The 15,633-nt window shown below is 71.4% G+C and carries 12 protein-coding genes; 8 read left to right on the forward strand and 4 right to left on the reverse strand.

Going from position 1 to position 15,633, the window contains the following annotated elements; genetic code table 11:
• Positions 1 to 205 precede the first annotated feature (205 nt).
• The gene (locus AB5J53_RS32365; protein ID WP_369249141.1) at positions 206 to 1,399 is read left to right on the forward strand and encodes a rhomboid-like protein; all 1,194 of its coding nucleotides are present in this window, start codon (positions 206 to 208) and stop codon (positions 1,397 to 1,399) included.
• Positions 1,400 to 1,412: 13 nt separating this feature from the next.
• Here AB5J53_RS32365 and AB5J53_RS32370 read toward each other — a convergent pair whose 3' ends face one another.
• On the reverse strand, positions 1,413 to 2,954 hold the full coding sequence (locus AB5J53_RS32370; protein WP_369249142.1) for a sulfatase: 1,542 nt from the start codon (positions 2,952 to 2,954) through the stop codon (positions 1,413 to 1,415).
• A gap of 146 nt (positions 2,955 to 3,100) precedes the next feature.
• The gene (locus AB5J53_RS32375) at positions 3,101 to 3,994 is read right to left on the reverse strand and encodes a hypothetical protein (RefSeq protein ID WP_369249143.1); all 894 of its coding nucleotides are present in this window, start codon (positions 3,992 to 3,994) and stop codon (positions 3,101 to 3,103) included.
• A gap of 220 nt (positions 3,995 to 4,214) precedes the next feature.
• Between AB5J53_RS32375 and lon the strand changes: the two genes are divergently transcribed.
• The gene (gene lon / locus AB5J53_RS32380) at positions 4,215 to 6,632 is read left to right on the forward strand and encodes an endopeptidase La (protein ID WP_369249144.1); all 2,418 of its coding nucleotides are present in this window, start codon (positions 4,215 to 4,217) and stop codon (positions 6,630 to 6,632) included.
• Positions 6,633 to 6,812: 180 nt separating this feature from the next.
• Here lon and AB5J53_RS32385 read toward each other — a convergent pair whose 3' ends face one another.
• The gene (locus tag AB5J53_RS32385; protein ID WP_369249145.1) at positions 6,813 to 7,637 is read right to left on the reverse strand and encodes a lysozyme; all 825 of its coding nucleotides are present in this window, start codon (positions 7,635 to 7,637) and stop codon (positions 6,813 to 6,815) included.
• A gap of 282 nt (positions 7,638 to 7,919) precedes the next feature.
• Between AB5J53_RS32385 and AB5J53_RS32390 the strand changes: the two genes are divergently transcribed.
• Positions 7,920 to 8,417 (forward strand): MarR family winged helix-turn-helix transcriptional regulator, encoded by a 498-nt coding sequence (locus AB5J53_RS32390; RefSeq protein WP_369249146.1) that lies wholly within the window; start codon positions 7,920 to 7,922, stop codon positions 8,415 to 8,417.
• A gap of 268 nt (positions 8,418 to 8,685) precedes the next feature.
• Here AB5J53_RS32390 and AB5J53_RS32395 read toward each other — a convergent pair whose 3' ends face one another.
• A complete protein-coding gene (locus AB5J53_RS32395; RefSeq protein WP_369249147.1) occupies positions 8,686 to 9,474 on the reverse strand; it encodes a protein phosphatase 2C domain-containing protein in 789 nt (262 codons plus the stop codon).
• 359 nt (positions 9,475 to 9,833) lie between these two features.
• Between AB5J53_RS32395 and AB5J53_RS32400 the strand changes: the two genes are divergently transcribed.
• The 5 genes from AB5J53_RS32400 to AB5J53_RS32420 are packed head-to-tail and all read left to right on the forward strand — an operon-like array spanning position 9,834 to position 15,613.
• Positions 9,834 to 12,818 (forward strand): nitrate- and nitrite sensing domain-containing protein, encoded by a 2,985-nt coding sequence (locus tag AB5J53_RS32400; protein WP_369249148.1) that lies wholly within the window; start codon positions 9,834 to 9,836, stop codon positions 12,816 to 12,818.
• Complete coding sequence (locus tag AB5J53_RS32405; RefSeq protein ID WP_369249149.1) at positions 12,815 to 13,318, forward strand: roadblock/LC7 domain-containing protein; 504 nt, start codon at positions 12,815 to 12,817, stop codon at positions 13,316 to 13,318. The genes AB5J53_RS32400 and AB5J53_RS32405 overlap by 4 nt, the downstream gene beginning before the upstream one ends.
• Positions 13,315 to 13,716, forward strand: a complete 402-nt coding sequence (locus AB5J53_RS32410; protein ID WP_369249150.1) for a DUF742 domain-containing protein — start codon at positions 13,315 to 13,317, stop codon at positions 13,714 to 13,716. Before AB5J53_RS32405 ends, AB5J53_RS32410 begins: the two co-directional genes overlap by 4 nt.
• Positions 13,697 to 14,335, forward strand: coding sequence for an ATP/GTP-binding protein (locus tag AB5J53_RS32415; protein ID WP_369249151.1), 639 nt, complete (start codon positions 13,697 to 13,699; stop codon positions 14,333 to 14,335). Before AB5J53_RS32410 ends, AB5J53_RS32415 begins: the two co-directional genes overlap by 20 nt.
• A gap of 24 nt (positions 14,336 to 14,359) precedes the next feature.
• Positions 14,360 to 15,613 (forward strand): styrene monooxygenase/indole monooxygenase family protein, encoded by a 1,254-nt coding sequence (locus AB5J53_RS32420; RefSeq protein ID WP_369249152.1) that lies wholly within the window; start codon positions 14,360 to 14,362, stop codon positions 15,611 to 15,613.
• Positions 15,614 to 15,633 lie beyond the last annotated feature (20 nt).

Here is a 15,633-nt window from a genome sequence, read left to right on the forward strand (position 1 = left end):
CGCGGGTGACTGCCGGCAGACGGGCGGGTTCCGCTTTCGCGCGAGGCAAGCCGCGGGGCCGGACAGCGCCCACCGACTCTCACCGTTGTCGCGGATCGGCGCGGTGGTCAGCTGATTGCCATGAATCGCCTCTCGCGTGGCGTCGGTCATAGACAGCGACGTGCGGGACACGAAGGGTGGGGCGTGACGGAAGGAGCGCCGCACCGTGGACCCGAGTGCGACCGCGCGGGCTGAGGCCTCGCTCACGGACCCGGAGACGGGTGCGCCACTGCTGGACGGGCTGCCCCGACAGCGCGGCGGTCCCGTCACGGCGCCCGACCGCACGGGCACGCGGGCACCGGCTCCGGGCCCGACGCCCGAACCGGCGGCATCAGCTCCGGGCCCGAGGCCCGAACCGGCGGCACCGGCTCCGGGCTCGACGCCCGAACCGGCGGCATCAGCTCCGGGCCCGAGGCCCGAACCGGCGGCATCAGCTCCGGGCCCGAGGCCCGAACCGGCGGCACCGGCTCCGGGCCCGAGGCCCGAACCGGCGGCACCGGCTCCGGGCTCGACGCCCGAACCGGCGGCATCAGCCCCGGGCTCGACGCCCGAACCGACCACCGCGGCGGCGCCGCATCCCCTCGCGACGCGGCGGAGTGCGGCAGGCGGCTCCGTCTCGCTGGGCGCCCTCGCTCGGCGGCGGCTCCGCGCGCTCCGCCCCTGGCGGCTGTTCCCCACGCCCCTCGGAACGCCCTTCACCTTCGGGTACGCGGCTGTCCTCGTCGTCACGTCGCTGATCGGGGACTACGCGGACCCCTCCCTCGTACACGCCCTGCACCAGGGATCCAGCACGGACGTCGCGCACCTCGTGCAGCACCCGATGCTGGTGCTGGTCGCGAGCGCGCTGTGGATCGTGGGCGGGGTCACCTCGCCGTACGCGGTCGCGTTCCTGGTCGTCCTGACCGCATTGGAGCGGCGGATAGGCGGGCTGCGGACGGCCGGTGTCTTCCTGCTCGGGCATGTGGTCGCCACGCTGGCCACCGAAATGCCCGTCGGGCTCTCGGTGCTGGCCGGCCATCTGCCGGACAGCTCCCTGCACCGCCTCGACTACGGCATCAGCTTCGGCGTCGCCGCGAGCGTCGGCGCGCTCGCGGGACTGCTGTCGCCGTGGCTGCGCTGGCCGGTGCTGATCGGCTTCGGCGCGATGCTCGTCGGCGACCTCCTCGCCTTCACCGACCCGATGACCGACTGGGGGCACCTGATGTCCCTGACGATCGGAATCTCGACGTGGCCGCTGGTGCGGCGGTGGCGGGCGGCGCGGGGCGCCGGTCGGACCGCGCGCACCGACGGTGGGCTGGTGGTGGTTCGAGAGACCGGGCACGGGACGGCGGAGCCCTGCCTGGGAACCACCGCCCTGTAACCGCCCTCGTCGGTCAGCCGCGCCGGGCCGCCGTGAGGCGTCGGGCCAGCTCCGGGATCCCGAGTCGGCGCTCCTGCGCGGCCGTCGACCCGTGCAGCCGGTTCGTCAGCTGGTAGGGGTCGGCGCGCAGGTCGTAGTACTCGCGGAAGACCACCTCCCCGTTGTCGCCGGCGCTGCTCGGCAGGCCGCCCTTCTTGTCGAGGCGCAGGTCGTAGTACTCCGTGTACTGCTCGGTCTTGCCGATGTACGACGCCCAGCTGTGGATCGGCTGCTTGTCCTGGCGGTTCCACCACCACTCGGCGAGCAGATGCTCGCGGTCCTCCGTGCCGAGCAGCGAGTGTCCGTCGTGCGGGGTGTCCGGCCTGATCCCGGCCGCTTCGAGGAGCGTGGGCGCGATGTCGATGTGCGCGGTGAGCCGGTCGTCGGTCCTGGCCTCGCCCAGGCCACCGCCCGGCCAGGACAGGTAGAACGGCACCTCCAGACTCGGCCGGTACGGCACCGACTTGCGCAGCCAGCCGTGGTCGCCCCAGAGCAGGCCGTGGTCGCTCGTGAACAGCACCAGCGTGTTGTCGAGCTGCCCCAGCGCCCGCAGCTTGTCGCGGAAGTCCCGCATCGCGTCGTCGACGGACAGCAGCGTGCGCAACTGCCGCGCCCGCAGGGCCTGTCCGTCGGCGAGCGAGTGGTGCGCCGCGCCCGCACGCAGGAACGGCGGCTTGTCGGCCTTGTCGCTCTCGAAGACGGACGGCCGCCCGTCCCACTCCGGGACCTGGGTCCCCTCGTACTTCTTCTCCGGGATGTTCAGCTCGTGCGCCGCGCGCGTGGCGACGTATGCGAACCACGGGCGCTCGTCGCCCCGGGACCGCTCCATGAAATCGAGCGTCCGGTTCTTGATGACGGTGGTGTTGTAGCCGGGGATGTTCCGGACGGTCCCGTTGTCGTTGTAGTGGCCGTTGTAGTACCGGACCGGCTCCTGCAGCAGCCACTCGTCGAAGTGCGGCGGGTTGATGCCCGTACGCCAGTAGTTGAGGTACTTCCCGAACATCCCCGTGCGGTAGCCGGCCCGGTGCAACTGCCGCTGCACGGTGGTGTTCTGGTCGAGGCGCTCCGGGTGGCGGGTGTCGAGGACGCCGTGGTGGTGGGCGTACCGCCCCGACATGATCGACGCCCGGGAGGGGGCGCAGAGCGGAGTGGTGGCATGCGCCCGCTCGAAGGTCACGCCGTGTTCGCCGAGCCAGTCGAGGGTCCCCGGGGTCGCCCACTCGGTTTCCTTGGGCTGGTCGTCGGTGACGACGAGCAGGATGTTGGGGCGGTGGTCGGGCCGGGTATGGGGGGATGCCCCCGGCGTCGGTGATGTGCCCGGCGTGGTGGCGGGCGCCCGGCCGACGACCGGCGCCGCCGTACGCGCCACCGGAGACTTCCCCTCGGCCCCGCCCCCGTCGCCATCCGCCGCCCGGACCGCCAGCGCGCCGACCCCCGCCACCACCGCCCCGGCCCCGGCGATCACCCCGCGCCGCCCCGGACGCCCCCGCCGCTCCTCGCCCATTTCGTCCCCCATGGTGCCGTTCGCCCCCGTCTTGCGGTCCCACTGGCTGTGAATGAGCCTGCAGTTTGCAGGGGTTGCCTGTGAACGCCGTTGCGGGCGTGTGGCGGTGCCCTTGCGAAGCGTGGTGGCCCGGCTCGCCGCGTGCCGTCCGCGCTCAGTCAGCTCCAGGTCGGTGAGGTGGCGTGGGGCTGCTCGTAGGGCACGGGCCTGCCCGTGAACGCGTCGAGGAGCATGCGGTCGCCGACCGGGCGGTCCAGTTTCACCGTCACCTTCTCGATGAGCAGGTTGTCCGTGCAGGGGCCGTCGGAGACGCCGCGGATCGAGGCCGAGAACACCACGCTGCCCCCGGTCTCCAGTACATCGACGGCGGGGCCGTCGTCGCATGCTCCGTGCTGTGCCCGCAGAGTGAGCGTCCGGCCGTCCTCCGCGACCGTGTCCAGCCCGGCGAGCGGCCCGAGCTCGGCCGTCTGCCGCGGCACGGGCTCGATCGGGGGCCGGGGGAGTTTCGACGGGGTGACCGCGACGCGCTTGAGCGGGGTGTCGTAGCCCTTGATCGTGAAGTGCCAGGCGGGCACCGTCGCCGCCCCCCGGCTGGTCAGCAGGGTCATGTCGGCGAGCCGGGCACCGGTCACGGTGAGGGCCGGACCGGGGTTCCCGCCCCGGTCGAGCTTCTCGTACGCCGCTCGCGCCGAGGCGACCGGGACGGCCAGCGAGTCGCCGCCGGGCCACCGGATCTTCCCCTTCTTCACCGGCGTCTCGGGAAGAGAGCCGCGCAGTTCGAAGTTCTGGGTGATGTACGCGCGCTTGTCGGCGTCGTCGTGGAAGGCCCCCTCGGGGAGCTGAACGGCATCGCCGAGCGGGTAGTAGCCCCGCTGCCACACCCGCGCCGCCTCGGAGCCCTCCCAGGCGGCGGCGACCTGACGGGCGCGCTCCTGGTCGGCGGCGGTGCCGCCGTCACGGACCTTGTCGCCGCCGGATGTCGTTTCGGTGCCGCATCCGACGGCGGCGGCAGTGACCAGGCCGAGTACGACGAGCAGTTTGACGGACCGCATGATGCCCCCCGGAGGCAGACGGTGGAGTGGAGCCGAATCCGGCGCCGCTCCTGTGACGCCCGGGCCGTGCGCGGCGTTCATCCCGATCGCGGGCCTGGCGCGGGCGCGGGGAGAGGTGATCGCAGAGGTGATCGCTGACAGCGAACAGCCCCTGGGGAACAATCGAAGGCTCACGTGCATTGAGTCGGCATAGCTCAACTTGACTGCCGAAGGGGAGATCATGGCTTCGACGTCCACACCGCTCACCCTGCCCGTGCTGCCGCTCGACGACGAGGTCGTGCTGCCCGGGATGGTGGTTCCGCTGGACCTGAACGACACCGATGTACGCGCAGCGGTGGAGGCCGCCCAGGCCGCCGCCCGCTCGACGCCGGGCAAGCCACAGGTGCTGCTGGTGCCACGCATCGACGGGACGTACGCGAGCACCGGTGTGCTCGGCACCGTCGAGCAGGTCGGCCGCCTGGCCGACGGCGACCCGGGCGCGCTGATCCGCGGGCGTGGGCGCGTGAAGGTCGGCGCGGGGACGACCGGTCCCGGTGCCGCACTGTGGGTGGAGGGCACCCGGGTCGACGAGACCGTGCCCGACCCGCTGCCCGGCCGGGTCACCGACCTGGTCAAGGAGTACAAGGCCCTCGCCACCAGCTGGCTGCGCAAGCGCGGCGCCTGGCAGGTCGTGGACCGTGTACAGCAAATTGATGACGTTTCCGCTCTTGCCGACAATTCCGGTTACTCTCCGTTCCTGTCTCTCGAACAGAAGGTGGAGCTGCTGGAGACCGGTGACCCGGTCGCCCGGCTGAAGCTCGCCACCGAGCAGCTCCGTGAGCACCTGGCCGAGCAGGATGTCGCCGAGTCCATCGCCAAGGACGTACAGGAAGGCGTCGACAAGCAGCAGCGTGAGTTCCTGCTGCGGCGCCAGCTCGAAGCCGTCCGCAAGGAGCTGCGCGAGCTGAACGGCGAGTCCTCGGACGCGGAGGAGTCCGACGACTACCGCGCCCGCGTCGAGGCCGCCGACCTCCCCGAGAAGGTCCGCGAGGCCGCGCTCAAGGAGGTCGACAAGCTGGAGCGGTCCAGCGACCAGTCGCCCGAGGGCAGCTGGATCCGGACCTGGCTCGACACCGTGCTCGAACTGCCGTGGAACGAGCGGACCGAGGACGAGTACGACATCCAGGGCGCCAAGGCGATCCTGGACGCCGAGCACGCCGGTCTGGAGGACGTGAAGGAGCGGATCACCGAGTACCTCGCGGTGCGCAAGCGGCGCTCCGAGCGCGGGCTCGGCGTGGTCGGCGGGCGGCGCGGCGGTGCCGTGCTCGCGCTGGTCGGCCCGCCCGGTGTCGGCAAGACGTCGCTCGGCGAGTCCGTCGCGCACGCCATGGGCCGCAAGTTCGTCCGCGTCGCCCTCGGTGGCGTACGGGACGAGGCCGAGATCCGCGGACACCGGCGTACGTACGTCGGCGCGCTGCCCGGCCGTATCGTCCGCGCCATCAAGGAGGCCGGGTCCATGAACCCGGTGGTCCTGCTGGACGAGATCGACAAGGTCGGCTCCGACTTCCGCGGCGACCCGGCCGCGGCCCTGCTCGAAGTCCTCGACCCGGCGCAGAACCACACCTTCCGCGACCACTACCTGGAGGTCGAACTCGACCTGTCCGACGTCGTGTTCCTCGCGACGGCGAACGTCCTGGAAGCCATCCCGGAGGCCCTGCTCGACCGTATGGAGCTGGTCCGCCTCGACGGCTACACCGAGGACGAGAAGGTCGTCATCGCCCGGGACCACCTGCTGCCGCGCCAGCTGGAGCGGGCCGGTCTGCAGCCCGACGAGGTCGCGCTGGACGAGAGCGCGCTGCGCAAGCTCGCCGGCGAGTACACGAGGGAAGCGGGTGTACGCAACCTGGAGCGGGCCGTCGCGAGGCTGCTGCGCAAGGTGGCGGCCCAGCACGAACTCGGCGAGCGGGAGCTGCCGTTCACGGTCACGGACGCGGATCTGCGCGGTCTGATCGGCCGGCCGCACCACGTGCCCGAGTCCGCCCAGGACCCGGCCGAGCGCCGCACGGCGGTGCCCGGTGTCGCCACCGGTCTGGCCGTCACGGGCGCCGGCGGAGACGTGCTCTACGTCGAGGCGTCGCTGGCCGACCCGGAGACGGGCGCGGCGGGCCTGACCCTGACGGGGCAGTTGGGCGACGTGATGAAGGAGTCGGCGCAGATCGCGCTGAGCTTCCTCAGGTCGCACGGCGCTGAGCTCGAACTGCCGGTGGGCGACCTGAAGGACCGGGGCGTGCACATCCACTTCCCGGCGGGCGCGGTCCCGAAGGACGGACCGAGTGCGGGCGTCACCATGACGACCGCGCTGGCCTCGCTCCTGTCCGGCCGCCTGGTCCGCACCGACGTGGCGATGACGGGTGAGGTCTCGCTGACGGGTCGTGTCCTGCCCATCGGCGGGGTGAAGCAGAAGCTGCTCGCCGCGCACCGCGCGGGTGTCACAACGGTCATCATCCCGAAGCGCAACGAGCCCGACCTGGACGATGTCCCGGCCGAGGTCCTGGAGAAGCTCGACGTCCACGCCGTCACGGATGTCCGACAGGCCCTGGAGCTGGCGCTGTCGCCGGCGACGAACGGCGCGACGCCGGAGGTTCCGATCGCGGCGTGACGGACGCGACCGGAAAGGGAAGGCCCGGGTCCCGTGAGGGAGGCCCGGGCCTTCGCCGTACGCGCGGTGCCCACGCACGGGAGTGTCGGCCGTTGGCCGGTGCGACCACCCGGTCGAGGGCCCCGTTGCTGTGTCTTCCCGGGGGGTAACCCCCGGATCCCCGGCCGGGGAGGTGCTGTCTCAGCCGTTGGCCAGTGCGACCACCCGGTCGAGCGCCCCATTGAACTTGTCGTGGTCGCCGACGGTCGGTCCGGACGAGGTGTACTGCCACATCGTGTAGTAGGACCAGCCGGCGGGGAGCGTGCCGGGGTCGGAGGCGTACCGCGCGATCCACAGCGGGTTGGCGGAGGCGAAGCCGCCGTAGTTGCCCGTGCACTGGGTCCACCAACTGGTGGCCGTGTAGATCACCGCGTCGCGCCCGGTGCGCGCCTTGTACTGGTTGAGGAAGCTGCTGATCCAGCTGACCATGGCGCTCTGCGTCTTGCCGTAGCAGGCGGCGCCGTACGGGTTCCACTCGATGTCGAGCGCGCCGGGCAGCGTCTTGCCGTCCTTCGACCAGCCGCCGCCGTGGTCGACGAAGTAGTTCGCCTGCGTGGCGCCGGTCGTCGTGTCGGGGGTCGCGAAGTGGTACGCGCCGCGGATCATGCCGACGTTGTACGAGCCGTTGTACTGCTGGGCGAAGTACGGGTTCGTGTAGTACGTGCCCTCGGTCGCCTTGGTGTAGGCCCACCTGACCCCGCTGCTCCACAGGGTCGACCAGGCGACGTTGCCCTGGTAGCCGGAGACGTCCACGCCTTCCGTCTGCGTGGCGTCACCACTGCTCGGCGTACCGCCCTGACCGTCGTGCGCGACAACACCCATGCCCATGTGGGCGGAACCCCGGGCGGGGGTGTCGGCGGCGGAGGAGGGGAGGGTGAACAGGAGGGAGAAGGCGGTGAGCAGGATTCCTACCGCGAGCGGGCGCAGGCGGTGGGGTGTTGCGGGTCTGTGTCTGTGCACGGGCATGTCGTGCCTCCGAAGAGTTCGGTGGTGCACGGTGGTGCTCGGTGGGGGGAACGCTGACGGCACGCGCCGGCCTGTGTGGGGGGTCAAGTCCTCGTCGACCTGTCGATGGCGTGGGCATGCCAGTGATTGCCTGATAAAGAAGCTACGCACGTAGAAGACGGCGTGGGAAGAGGGCCCGGAGGCTGCCGTTGGTCTACGCCTGCGAAATACTGGCGGAGCTGCGGCAATGGCGGATTTTGGCGGAAACTTTCAGAATCGGGAAACCGGGTCAGGGGTGCTGACGTGCACGACAACGGAAACGGCGGCGGGCAGCGTGTCGAATCCGCGGCGTCGGGAAGTGGTGTGGACCAGCAATTCCCGGCGCTGGAACGCGAGTTGACCGTGTTCCTGCGGCGCGCCCGTGCCTCCTCCGGGGAGATGGCCCGTGAGGTCCATCCCGACCTGGAATCCTCCGCGTACGGGCTCCTCTTCCGGCTGGAGGAGTGCGGGCGGCAGCGTGCCACGGAGCTCGCCGCCTACATCGGCGTCGGCAAGGCCACGATGTCCCGTCAGCTCCGTGCCCTCGAAGACCTCGGCCTCGTCGCCCGCGAGCCCGACCCCGCCGACGGCCGCGCCTGGCTCGTCCACCTCACGGAGGAGGGCCGCGAGCGCTTCCGGAAGGTCCGGGAGGCCCGCCGGGCCCGTTACGTCCGGCAGCTCGCGGGCTGGGACCCTCGCGAGGTCGCGGAACTGGCACGGTTGCTGCACCAGCTGAACACGGGGATGGAGCAGCAGCGCTAGCCGCCGGTCGGGCTCACGCTCACCGGGCCCCGCGCCAACTCACGCTCACCGGGCCCGCGCCAACTCACGCTCACCGGGCCCCGCGCCGGCTCACGCTCACCGGGCCCGGTCCGGCTCACGCTCACCGGCCCCGCTCCGGCTCACGCCTGGCGGGCCCAGGTCCGGCTTGAGGTTCACGGACCCCCGCGCGTCGCCGAGTGGTCCGGCTTGGGCTTCCCGGCATTCCCGGCCCCGGGAATCGGACTCGCCGGCTCCCAGCTCCACGAGCTCACAGTTCCACGAACACCACCGTCGCATCGTCATGTGTCTTGCTCCGCCGCAGATGCACCCGCTCCTGTGCGTCCGCGGTCTCCAGTGCCCGTACGCGGTCGACGAGCGCCTGGGTGCCGTCCTTTCGTACGAGGGTGAACAGGGCGGCCCAGTCGCCTTCGTGGAACTTCTCCACCCAGCGGGTGGCGCCGTCCGTGAGGGCGGTCAGGGCGCGGACGGATGGGCGTGGCAGCCTGCCGGTCACCGCGCGGGAGGCCACCGAGGGGTCCGCCGCCGCCGTGAAGAAGCCGCCGTCCTTGTTGCGGACGGTCGTGTCGGCGACGGCGTCCGTGGCGAGGGAGGCCCGGGGGAGGCGGGAGAGGCGGTCGTCCAGGAGTGCGGTCACCTCGCCCGTGGGGGACTCGACCAGCAGGGCGGAGTCCGAGAGGACCAGGTACTCGACCTCGGCGGCGGACCACCTCGCGAGGACCACGGTTGCCTGGGGTGTTCGTGGGTGAGAAAGGTCACAGGTGTCGGCATGGGTGTCGGCCACCCGGCGAATGGCCCCGGACAGGATCTCCGGGAGGGTCAGATCCCGACGGGAAAGGGACAGTTCGGTCAGGGCTCCGCCGAGGCGCGCGGAGAACCAGGCGACGGAATGCAGACAGCCGTAGTCGCCCTGAGGGGGCGTCACGCCGTCCAGGACGACCAGGGAACCCCCCTGTCCTGAGGCCGGAAGTCCGACCGATGCGAAGTCCTCATTGGGGCGGTCCGGGTCACCGGGCTCCGAGACGAGTTCAGTGCGCATCCGGCCAGTCTGCACGAGCCCTTCACAAGGTCCACGAAAGGCTGGCATCCATTGCCGAACAGGTGCTGAGCACCAGCTCAGGCGCCGGGTTTGGCATGGAATGATCGACTCCGGTGAAGCGTGGCGGCGAATACTGCCAAAGCGCGTCGCCGACGTCCAACCGGCCCGCCGGTCAAGGCCGTCGCACGCGCCGGAGGAACTTGCCCGCCAACTCCGGTCCGAGGTTCACTCCTTCGGGTGGCGGGCCAGATGATGCGGGACCACTGCCCACCGGCACTGGGAGGGTCGGGAGCCGTACCGGGCGGACGCCCCAGTTGACGGGACGTCATTACCCGGGCCCATGGGTACACGAGTCAGGAATGCGAGCACCGGTGCAGAAGACGCGGCCGAGGCGCACAGGCAAGCAGACGGCCTCCAGCTCAACCGGGGGCGGTGCCACCGGCGACACCGCCGACTCCGCGGGCAGGGGCCGACCCGCCCACGTACGCAACCGGCTGATCGTCGCCGTGGCGGTCGTCGCGGCCGCCATCGCCGGTGCCGGGGCCCCGACGGTGCTGGCCGCCTCGGGGCAACTGAACGACTCCCAGAACCTGGTGACGCTCGCGCAGCGGACCCAGCAGGCGCTGACCCTGGCGCACTCGCTGGCCGACGAGCGGGACGAGGTCACCTCGTACGTCGCCGCGGGGCGGCCCAAGGCCAAGGCCCCCTCCGAGCAGCGCGGCGCGCGCGTCGACCGGCAGGTCGAGGAGTTGCGGGCGGACGAGGACGCCCCGGCCACGCTGCTGAAGGACCTCGACTCCATCGCCTCCCTGCGCAGAGCGGCGCTCACCGGGAAGAGCACCGCTCTCGAAGCGCATCAGGCGTACTCCGGCGCCATCACCGAACTCCACGCCCTCGCCGAGGACCTGGCCGACCAGTTGCCGCCCCGCGCGGGCTCCGGCGCGCACGCCCTCGCCGAGCTGGACTCCGCCGTCCAGCAGTCCGCCGCCGCCCGCGGACTGCTCCTCGCTGCTCTCAACATCCCGCGCACCACCCAGACCACGATCAACCCGATCACCGGTCTGGCGGCCACCACGAGCACCTCCTCGGCCGCCGACACCAAGCAGCGCGACGCGCTGAGCGCCGCCGCCCAGCAGGCCCGGCTCCGCTCGGACGCGGCCCTCGCCGACTTCCACGAGACGGCGCCCAAGGCTGCCAAGGACTCGTACGACTCCACTGTCACCGGGCCCGACGTCGGCACCGCCGACAAGTACCTCGCGAGCCTCACCGACCAGCCGACGCTCTCCGACGCCGAACTCGACACCAGCGCCAAGAAGCTGGACGCGGCCCTGTCGGCCCGTGTCGAGCTGATGCGCGGCGCCGAGGCCTCGCTCAACGACCACCGCACCAAGGACCTCGAACAGCTGCGGGACGACGACGTCACCGCGCTGGAGATCCGGATCGCCCTCATCGGCACGCTGCTGCTCGTCGCGGTCGGCGTCTCGATGGCCATGGCCCGCACCCTCACCCGCCCGCTGGCGGTGCTGCGGCTCGGCTCGGCCCGCCTCGCCGCGGACCCGGGTGCCGAGGAACCGGTCAAGTTCACCGGCCGCAACGACGAGTTCGCCCAGGTCGTCCGCTCCGTCAACGCGCTGCACGCGCACGCCGCCGCGCTCCACGAGCGGCTCGCGACGCTCGAAGGCGACCGCAAGCACCTCATCGGGCAGCGTCAGCTGATGGCCGACGAGCGCGACAGGCTGCGTGCCGAACTCGCCGACGCGGCCGCCCACTTGGAGCAGGTACGCGGCACCATCCACGGCACCTTCGTCAACCTCGCGCTGCGCACCCTCGGCCTCGTGGAGCGCCAACTCGGCGTCATCGAGGGCCTGGAGGAGCGCGAGCAGGACCCGGACCGCCTCGCCACGCTCTTCAAGCTCGACCACTTCGCCACCGTCATGCGGCGCCACAGCGAGAACCTGCTCGTCCTCGCGGGCGCGGAGCACGTCCAGCACCACGCGGGTCCCGTCCCGCTCGTCGACGTCGTGCGCGCCGCGGTGAGCGAGATCGAGCGGTACGAGCGTGTCCGCATCGCCGCGCTGCCGCCGCACGCGCACCTCGCCGGTTTCGCCGCCGACGACATCAGCCACCTCGTGGCCGAGCTCCTGGAGAACGCCTCGTCGTTCTCGCCGCCCGACCTCCCCGTCGAGGTCTCCGGCTGGCTCCTGGAGAGCGGCGAGGTGATGCTCTCCGTGCACGACGAGGGCATCGGCATGACCGCCGAGCGGATGAGCCAGCTCAACTCCCGCCTCTCGGACTTCGATCCGGAGGACGCGTACGACCTGGAGGGCGGCGACGGTCTCGGGCTCGGCCTGTACGTGGTGGCCCGGCTCGCCCACCGGCACGGCGTGCGGGTGCAGTTGCGCGAGCAGAAGCAGGGCGGTGTCGCCGCCGTGGTGGTCCTGCCGAAGGCGATGCTCGCCGCCGCGCCCGCGGTCACCGCCCCCACGGCCCCCCGGCTCGTCGGCAGCGCGTCCTCGGTGTCGCTGCCCGGCGCCGACGCGGAGGCCAACTCCAACGTCCTGCGGGGCCGGTCGGCCCTGACGGCATCGGAACCCGCGGGCGACGAGGACCCACTGATCGCCGCGGCGGAAGAGGCCGTACGGGAGGCTTCCGCGGCGGAAGAGACGGTACGCGAGGACGCCCCGGAGCCCGGTGCGGAAGCGGCCGCCCCCGAACTCGAGGCCTCGTACGAACCCGAGCTCACGCGCAAGCCCGAGGCCTCCTACGAACCCGAGCTCACGCGCAAGCCCGAGTTCCCGCCCGAGCCCGAGCCGGCATCCGAGCCCGAGCTCCCGCCCGGGCCGGCGTCCGAGCCGGAGCTCGCCCCCGAGACCACGATGGAGCTTCTGCTCCCGGAGCCCCGGGCGGAAGCACCCGCTCCCGGGCGCGCCCCGGAAGCGGCCCCTGCCCACCCCGCCCCGGAAGTCCACCTCCCCGCCCGGACCACCACCGATCCCTACGCCATCGGCCCCGACACCCACGAACGGATCCCGGACGAGGGCCCGCGGCTCACCGACAAGGGCTTGCCCAAACGGACGCCCAAGATCTCCGCGCCCGCGCCGGTCCCGAGGCCGCGCACGGGCGGCGTGGACGCCGAGGCCCTGCGCCGCAGGCTCGGCGGTTTTCACCGGGGCGCGACGGAGGGCCGACGAGATGTGGAGGCGGAGATCGCCGAACAGACGGCCGAGATGAACGCACCCGCAGCACAGGCGCCCACAGCGCACGCGTCCGCAGGATCCACGCCGGGCGCGCACGCACAGGACGTAGAAGCATCGGGGGGCACAGTCGAGGAGGCAAGCAGTTGACCGCGCCCAGTACCTTCGGCCTGAGCAGTGAAGCCCGCAATCTGCACTGGCTGTTGACGAATCTCGTCGAGGAGGTGCCGGGCCTCCTGTCGGTCGCGGTCGTCTCCTCCGACGGCCTGCTGCTGCTCTCCTCCGACCCCGGCAGAAACGCGGAGGCGAGGACGGCCCAGACGGACCGGCCGACGGGCCCCAAGGGGTCCTCCGCCGACCTCGCCACCATCGTCTCCGGCATCGGCAGCCTCACCATCGGCGCCGCCAAGCTGATGGACGGCGGCAACGTCAAGCAGACGATGGTCGCGATGGACGCGGGCAGCCTCTTCGTCATGTCGATCAGCGACGGTTCGCTGCTCGGCGTGCACGGCTCCCCGGACTGCGACATGAGCGTGGTGGCGTACCACATGGCGCTCTTCGTCGGCCGTGCCGGACACGTCCTGACCCCCGAACTGCGCACTGAGCTCCGAAAATCCCTGGAGACCGAGTCGATGGGGAGCGCCCGATGAGTACCCCCAACAAGCTGCCGGTCCGCGGCGGTGACCGCAAACCCGCCCGCGTACGCCCCTACTCGCTCACCGGCGGCCGCACCCGCTTCGGGCACGTCCTCCTCGTCGAGACGTTCGTGGCGGCGCTCGAGGCCCCCGAGGAGCGCAAGGAGCTGACGAATGGCTCCCTCTCCAACCGGGTGATGCCCGAGATGCGGGCCATCGTCGAACTCTGCCGCCGGATGCGTACGGTGGCCGAGATCGCCGCCCTCCTCAGGATGCCGCTCGGCGTGGTCCGGGTGCTCCTGAGCGACCTGGCGGACCAGGGAAAGATCCGTGTGTACGGAACAGGTCACGGCCCGGGACAGCCGGACCGCGCTCTGCTGGAAAGGGTGCTGAGTGGACTCCGTCGTCTCTGACGCCGCCCCGGGCGTCGCCCCCCTCCTCGACGGCGAGGAGGATCTGCAGGCCTGGCAGACGGATCGCAGCCGCGCGCCGATCGCCACCAAGATCGTCGTGGCGGGCGGCTTCGGCGTGGGCAAGACCACGCTGGTCACCGCGGTCTCCGAGATCACGCCCCTCCAGACGGAGGCGCTGATGACCCAGGCCAGCGAGGACACCGACGACCTCACCGGCACGCCGGACAAGCTGACCACCACCGTGGCCATGGACTTCGGCCGTATCACGCTCGACGACGACCTGGTGCTCTACCTCTTCGGTACGCCGGGCCAGCAGCGGTTCTGGTTCATGTGGGACGACCTGGTGCGCGGCGCGATCGGCGCGGTGGTCCTCGCCGACACCCGCCGCCTGTCGGACTGCTTCCCGGCCCTCGACTACTTCGAGAGCTGCGGGCTGCCGTACGTCGTCGCCGTCAACCACTTCGACGGCAGCGAGCGGTTCGAGCCGGAGGACGTGCGTGAGGCCCTCACGGTGCCCACGCACATACCTGTCATGATCATGGATGCCAGGCGCCGGATCTCGGTTGTCGAGACCCTGCTCGGCCTGGTGGGGCACGCGCTCGACGTGAGCCCCGAATAAGACGTAAGCAGAGTTAGGACGCGCATGCGGAAGATACTCGTCGTCGGAGCCGGCCAGTCCGGACTCCAGCTCGCCCTCGGACTCCAGTCGAACGGGTACGAGGTCACCCTGATGTCGAACCGGACGGCGGACGAGATCCGTACCGGCCGTGTCATGTCGACGCAGTGCATGTTCGACACGGCACTGCAGCACGAGCGCGATCTCCAGCTGAACTTCTGGGAGTCCCAGGCCCCGAAGATCGAAGGACTCGGCGTCTCGGTGGCGGCCCCCGGCTCACACGACCCGGGGCCGACCCAGCGGGCGATCGACTGGGTGGGCAAGCTCGACGGGTACGCGCAGTCGGTGGACCAGCGGGTGAAGATGGCCGGCTGGATGGAGACGTTCGCGCAGCGCGGCGGCCAGTTGGTCATCCACGGCGCCGCGGTCTCCGACCTCGACTACTTCTCCCGTACGTACGACCTGGTGCTGGTGTCGGCCGGCAAGGGCGAGCTCGTGTCCATGTTCGGCCGGGACGCCTCCCGTTCGCCGTACAGCGAGCCGCAGCGGGCGTTGGCGGTCGCGTACGTGCACGGTCTGGGCCCGCGCCCGGAACACCCGGACTACGACGCGGTCCGCTGCAACCTGGTCCCCGGCGTCGGCGAGCTCTTCGTCATGCCGACGCTCACCACCTCGGGGCGCGCGGACATCCTCTTCTGGGAGGGCATACCCGGCGGCCCGCTCGACGTCTTCAACGGCGTCAAGGACCCGGCCGAACACCTCTCCCTGACCCTGGAACTCATGGAGCGGTTCACGCCGTGGGAGTACGCGCGGGCCACGAAGGTGGAACTGACCGACGCGAACGGCACGTTGTCGGGACGGTACGCCCCCACCGTCCGCAACCCGATCGGCCGCCTCCCCGGCGGGGGTCTGGTCCTCGGCGTCGCCGACGTCGTCGTGGCGAACGACCCGATCACCGGACAGGGTTCCAACTCCGCCTCCAAGTGCGCGGCCGCGTACCTCGCCTCGATCCTCGAGCAGGGTGAAAAGCCCTTCGACGAGGAGTGGATGCAGGCCACGTTCGATCGGTACTGGGACACGGCCCAGCACGTCACCAAGTGGACCAACGCGATGCTCGGCGTGCCGCCGGAGCACGTGCTGAACCTGATCGGCGCGGCCGGTCAGCTGCCGCCTGTGGCGGACCGTTTCGCCAACGGCTTCAACGACCCGGCCGACTTCGAGAACTTCTTCTTCGAACCGGAGAAGACGGAGGCGTACCTGGCCTCGGTCGCCGGAGCGTAACGGAAGGTGGGCATCCCCGC

Origin of the sequence: Streptomyces sp. R41 (genome assembly GCF_041053055.1) — a bacterium.
Lineage (GTDB): Bacteria > Actinomycetota > Actinomycetes > Streptomycetales > Streptomycetaceae > Streptomyces.